General features: G+C 32.2%; 2 protein-coding genes. Both read left to right on the top strand.

Annotated features, from left to right (window positions below; translation table 11 throughout):
* On the top strand, positions 1-3,765 hold a 3,765-nt coding region (locus E4T68_RS08480; protein ID WP_194185112.1), incomplete at its 5' end, for a ZmpA/ZmpB/ZmpC family metallo-endopeptidase.
* A gap of 140 nt (positions 3,766-3,905) precedes the next feature.
* A partial coding sequence (locus tag E4T68_RS08475; protein WP_135125960.1) for a helix-turn-helix domain-containing protein occupies positions 3,906-4,325 on the top strand: 420 nt, incomplete at its 3' end.

The following is a 4,325-nucleotide window of genomic DNA, read 5'->3' as shown; positions in this document are numbered from 1 at the left end:
AAGAATGTGGCAGACTTACCCGCAAACACACAATTTGCATTCAAAACTCCAGTAGACACAGCACAAGCAGGAGAAATTGAAGCAATTGTGGTTGTGACATATCCAGACGGTAGTCAAGATGAAGTGCCTGTAAATATTACAGTCAAAGAAAAATTAGTAACAACAACAGAAAGTATTCCATTTGAAACGCTTTATCAGCCAGATGAAAGTTTAAACTATGGAGAAAGACGAGTAGATCAAGAAGGCGTTGAAGGACAGAAAGAAATCACTAAAGATGCGTTAACTCAAGACATTAAGAGTGAACGTGTTGTGTCTAATCCGGTTCAACAAATTATTAAAGTTGGTGTTAAGCCAACAGTGACAACGGAAAGTATTCCATTTAATGAAAGACGTGAAAATGATGATACTCTTGAAAAAGGAAAAGAAGTTGTTGCAGTAAATGGACAAAATGGAACAAAAACGACAACAGTCACGTATACATTAGATGAGCAAACAGGAGTTATTACGCCTAATAATCCAGTTGTTGAAACAACACCTGCTATCGAAAAGATCATTAAAGTTGGGACACGTACTAAAGAAAAACCAACGTTAGATATTCAACGTATTGAAAAAGATGAAGACAAGAAATCTGTCAAAGTAAGTTACACATTAAATGATCGTGATAGTGCTTATGTGTCAGCTACGGCAAAACTGTATAAAGGAACAGAATTGATTAGAGAGGTTCCTATTACAGATCCAACACAAGTTTTGACACTTACAGATTTAAATTATTTCACAGATTATACGTTGAAAACTGAATTGATTTATAATATTGGTGACGGAAATCAACAAGAGATGCAAATAGATACTGAAGACTTTAGATTAGAATACAAAAAAGTAGAATTTAAAGACATTAATACAGTTGAATTGTATGAAAAAGATGGTACAGCTTATCGTCAAAAAACAAGTTTATCTGCTTTACCAACAGATTTAAACCATTATTATATTAAGGTTAAGCCGAGTCAAAGTAAAGAGATGTTATTGCCAGTATCATCTGTTGAAGAAACAACAAAAGACGGTGTACCTGTTTATAAAATGACTGTTGTACTTCCTGAGTTAATTCAAGGCATGCAAGGTGAATATGCACAAAATTATGCATTTTATATTCCGAAAAATGATTCTGTATCATCTACTCAGTTAAATGCTTATAGAGTGAATTATTTATCTGTTCAAGATGCAACTGCTGATAGAGAGGTTGCCTATGCAAATACAGAAAAATTATTACCATTTTATAATAAGGAATATATTGTACGTTTGGCTAATCAGATAGATGTAAATCATAAACTGTATAGTACACGTTTAATTGATGTTGTGCCAATGATTGATCAGACAATTGTTACAGATGTACATGCAAATAAAGGTGCTATTAACAAATTAATGTTACACTATGCTGATAATACTGTAGATTATATGCCTTTAGCATTTAAAGAGGACTTTAAAACTACAAAAATTGCTGAATATACGTTGACGGGAACACCATTACTTTACACTCCTGAAATGATGTTAACATCGTATGCACCAATCATTGACGAAGTCATGCCAACATTATCAGCCATCACTTTCGATTCAAATGAGATTTTAAATACTTTAGGAATTAGTGCAGACGATAGTACTAAATCTTTAGATGATTTATATTTAAGTCAAGCATTTGAAAAAATTAAAGCAAACTTGCCACAAGAATTAGCAAAAATGCTATCAGCAGATAAAGCTATTAATTTGCCAGAGGGAAGTGTAAAAGAAACTTTAGTAAATAAAATTAAAGAGAATGCTGCGTCAATTCTATTAGGATTAAGCTACTTAAATCGTTGGTACAATATTAATTATGATGATATCAATGTCAAAGATTTGTCTGTTTACAAATTAGACTTCTTTGGTAATAACCAAGTATCTACTTTGGAGCATATTATCAATGTGGGAAGCGCAGGATTTGACATTTTAAGAGCCTCTAAAAATGTTGAAGTATTTCAATCTAAATTGGCAAATGTTAAAGGAAAAAATAGTGTGTTTGAGTATGTGGAAGCATATCGCCAACTATTTACACCACAAAAAACAAATAATGAATGGTTAAAAGCTAATAGTAAAGCATATATGGTTGAGTCATTATCCACTGTTGAGGATGCTAGACAAAAACAATTAAATGCTGACGGTCAGAAGAATAATAAATATTCAGTTGGGATATACGATCGTATTGCAAGTGATAATTGGGAATATAAAAACATGCTATTACCGTTATTAACTATGGAAGATGAAAGTATGTATATTATTTCAAATATTGCTACGCTAGCCTTTGGTGGATACGAACGTTACTCGAGTAGAGCTAAAGTAACTGGAGATGAATTTATCCAATATATGCGCAATCGAGTTAATCAAGGTGCAACATGGCAAAGAGATTATTTCGATTTCTGGTATAAGATGATTAATGAAGAATCCAGAGATAAACTGTTTAGAAAAATTTTAACCTACGATGGATTTTTCTACGCTAATGATAAAGGTGGAGATAGTTGGAAAACTTTAAAAGACAAAGATAGCTCCATTCAAAACTTTTTTGGTCCAGTTGGTCGTTATTATATTAATAACGGACAAGGAGCGTATGCAAATGGATTAATTATTCATTTTATTTCATATCGTATGTTGGATAGAGATGGAGCAGCTACATTTACTCATGAAATGACGCATAATTTTGACGGAACAGCATATTTTGAAGGAAAAGGCAGACGTGAAGGATTGGGTGCAGAAGTATTTGCACGTGGTATGTTAGAAGCACCAATGTATGTTTCTAGTTCAACAATGGGTATCAATACATTATTTACTGATAATTTTGATGATACAAACAGATTCCATGCTGCAAATCCAAATGAACGTTATCAAAACTTAGACGATGTTAAAGAATATATGCATAATATGTTTGATGTTGTGTATATGTTAGAATATGCAGAGGGAATGGCTGTATTAAAACAAAATGCATCAATCAAGAAAAAATGGTATAGAACAATTGAAAATGTTCTTATCACGGATAAAGATGGAAATCAAACACATGCTGCAAACCGTGTACGTCCGTTAACAGATACAGAAGTTGACAAACTAAAAACATTTGAAGATTTGATTGATAACAACATTATTAATCGTCGTAGTTATGCTGATGATGAAACATTTAAACGGGATAGTTACTATAATATTCCAATATTATCTGCTAACTATGCTGCTATAGATAATAAAAATGGAGCACCTGGCGATGTGATGTATAAACGTATAGCATTTGAATTGTTAGCGGCTAAAGGTTATCATGGAGGATATCTTCCATATTCATCAAACATGTATGCACAAGAAGCCTTTGATGCAGGATATAAAACATGGTCAGGCTGGCATCGTCGTTACATTGGTTTAACAACAGATCAATTTGTCTTTGATAAAATATTAGCTCAAGAGTATGCATCATGGGCAGACTTTAAAAAAGCAATGTATCAAGAAAGGATTAACAAATTATCCAGATTTAAACCAATAACTATTCAATATGAATTAGGTGTACCTGGTTCAACAAAAGAAATTACGATTACATCTTTTGAACACTATCAAAGATTAGTCGAACAAGCACTTGAAAGTGATATGGCAAATATTGATAGAGCGACTAGTCATGCTCCAGCAAGTTGGGTACAATTATTACATTCAAAAGTTTATAATGCCTATCTTCGCCAAACTAATGACTTTAGAACATCTATATTTGATTAATATCAATAAAATATTTATGAAAGTTCTATCATAAAAATATTCCCGTGTTGTAAAATGAAGTGCAACAAATAAAAATAAACAAAAAAACATGAAAATCAGCTATACTAAAGTTGCCAAACCAAATAGATAGGAAGATTTTCATGTCTGAAGTACATTATACCACAAAACGACACTATAAACACTTAAGTGATAAAGAAAGAAGTCAAATTGAAATATTATTAAACGAGGGCTATACTATTTCAAAAATTGCAACACTACTGAATCGCCATAAATCCACCATTTCACGTGAAATCAAACGTGGCTCTGTTCTGCAAAAACAATACCTTTATGGCTATAAAGAAGTACTACAATCAACATATTTTAGTGATACTGCTCATCTACTATCTCAACAAAGAAAACAACACTCTGCTAAGTGTTCTATTCGGCATAAACTATCTACACAGTTTATGTCACAATTGATTTCTACACTATCTCAAAAAATTAGAATACATAGTGTTGATTCCTTTGTTAATACTTATAAAAAGCAGCATTCTGATGAAATAGTCCCTTGCACTAAAACT

This window comes from Granulicatella sp. WM01, from assembly GCF_004570605.1.
Classification (GTDB): Bacteria; Bacillota; Bacilli; order Lactobacillales; family Aerococcaceae; genus WM01.
The sequence above is the reverse complement of the archived record's forward strand: the minus strand, read 5'-3'. Positions and strand labels throughout refer to the sequence as shown.